The sequence below is a fragment of the Baaleninema simplex PCC 7105 genome, assembly GCF_000332355.1.
GTDB lineage: Bacteria > Cyanobacteriota > Cyanobacteriia > Cyanobacteriales > Geitlerinemataceae > Baaleninema > Baaleninema simplex.
The window spans coordinates 2,536,025-2,537,964 of record NZ_KB235958.1 but is presented as its reverse complement, the minus strand read 5'-3'; the positions used below and the strand labels follow the sequence as shown (position 1 = coordinate 2,537,964).

General features: G+C 51.2%; 2 protein-coding genes and 1 pseudogene. 2 read left to right on the top strand and 1 reads right to left on the bottom strand.

Annotation, left to right across the window (positions count from 1 at the left end; genetic code table 11):
• A pseudogene (locus GEI7105_RS39905) lies at nucleotides 1–263 on the top strand (IS4 family transposase); the annotation flags it as partial.
• Nucleotides 264–279: 16 nt separating this feature from the next.
• On the opposite strand, the gene GEI7105_RS40455 reads toward GEI7105_RS39905, so the two are convergent.
• Nucleotides 280–402 (bottom strand): hypothetical protein, encoded by a 123-nt coding sequence (locus GEI7105_RS40455; protein ID WP_281166989.1) that lies wholly within the window; start codon nucleotides 400–402, stop codon nucleotides 280–282.
• Nucleotides 403–787: 385 nt separating this feature from the next.
• Between GEI7105_RS40455 and recA the strand changes: the two genes are divergently transcribed.
• The gene (gene recA, locus GEI7105_RS0113190) at nucleotides 788–1,876 is read left to right on the top strand and encodes a recombinase RecA (protein WP_017660927.1); all 1,089 of its coding nucleotides are present in this window, start codon (nucleotides 788–790) and stop codon (nucleotides 1,874–1,876) included.
• Nucleotides 1,877–1,940 lie beyond the last annotated feature (64 nt).

Here is a 1,940-nt window from a genome sequence, read left to right as displayed (position 1 = left end):
TTTAGCCTATTGGTTAGCAACTCGTTCGGGTCAGCGTCTCCTTGAATCTCACGTCCAATCCTATTTAGGTCGTTCAGACCTGACCCCCTCAAGGTTTTCCTCATCATAGTGTTTTTTCCCTCGGATTATCCGGTTATGCTTGGAGTCAATCCCTGCTGCTCTGGAGAGATTGGATGTTGGCGCTCATGGCGTTGAAGCCTCACAAATCTCTCCATTTTCAACGAGGGCTAGAGGCTCTATCCCTTGTGAGGCAGGGGGTCTAGCTATGTTGTCACCCTCTCAGCTCATCATCATGCCAAAGCTCCAGGTGGCTAGCCCTGATACTTGTGGCAAGGAAAGATTCGGAAAATGACGACTGACTTCTTGCGACCACTGTTTGAGGTAAGCTGAGTTGTATTTCATGGCTTCTCCTAAACGAGTCTACGGCTTTCTCTTTGTCGGCTCTTTCTCTCTCTCTTACAATCATAGCCTTGTCAGGAGAGGGAGAGAGGGGGAGAGGGGGAGAGAGGGAGAAAGGGAGAGGGGGAGAGGGGGAGACAAGGGGAGAAGGAAGAAACTGTTACCTGTCCTCACTGTTCACTGTTCACTGTTCACTGTAAAAGGCTGGTGACTGTCTTCTCGATCGAGCTAAACCCTTACAGGACAAGACTTATAGACATTGTGATTTACCTGTCGGCGCGTTTTGGAATTGTGTACTAGAATAAAATATCTGCGGCAAAATCGCGCTCTCGCATCCCTAGTCAACGCAACATCCAGGCAACGTAAACTCAACTCGATCGAGGCAAGCATGGCGACTCAAATCACCCAAAATTCCGACAAGCAGAAAGCCCTAGATATGGTTCTCAACCAAATCGAACGCTCCTTCGGGAAAGGGGCGATCGTACGGTTGGGCGATTCGACTCGTATGAAGGTCGAAACCATTCCTAGCGGTGCGTTGACCCTTGATTTAGCCTTGGGTGGCGGTTTACCGAAAGGACGGGTCATCGAGATTTACGGACCGGAAAGTTCGGGAAAAACCACCGTTGCACTGCACGCGATCGCCGAAGTGCAAAAAGCCGGTGGAATTGCGGCGTTTGTTGACGCCGAACACGCACTCGATCCCACCTACGCTGCGTCGTTGGGCGTCGATATCGAAAACCTGTTGGTGTCTCAACCGGATACCGGTGAGATGGGCTTGGAAATCGTCGATCAACTGGTGCGATCGGTCGCCGTCGATCTCGTCGTCATCGACTCCGTTGCGGCGTTAGTTCCCCGAGCTGAAATTGAAGGCGATATGGGCGACGCTCACGTCGGATTGCAAGCCCGTTTGATGAGCCAAGCCCTGCGGAAAATCACCGGAAACATCGGAAAATCTGGCTGTACGGTGATTTTCCTCAACCAACTGCGTCAAAAAATCGGCATCACCTACGGCAACCCCGAAACCACCACTGGGGGGAACGCTCTGAAATTCTACTGTTCGGTACGTCTCGACATTCGCCGCATTCAAACCCTCAAGAAAGGGTCGGAAGAATACGGTATTCGTGCCAAAGTGAAAGTGGCAAAAAACAAAGTCGCGCCGCCGTTCCGTATCGCTGAATTCGATATTCTCTTCGGTCAAGGCATTTCGCAACTGGGCTGTTTGCTGGATTTAGCGGAAGAAACGGGCATCATCAAACGTCGCGGTGCGTGGTACAACTACGAGGGTGACAATATCGGTCAAGGTCGCGATAACGTGGTTCGCTACTTGATAGAAAACCCGGAATTTGCTGCGAAAATAGAGCTGAAAGTTCGCGAAGAGTTAGCGATGGGAGCGATGGTTTCCTCGAATTCGGTTGGAAAACACGAGGAAAATAACGGCTCGGGGAACTCGGATAACTCGGACGATTCGGAGGAGTAGGTAACTATTCCCACCGCTAACCCTTACGGGTATAGCGGGGGCTTTATCCCTAACCCGTACCTAC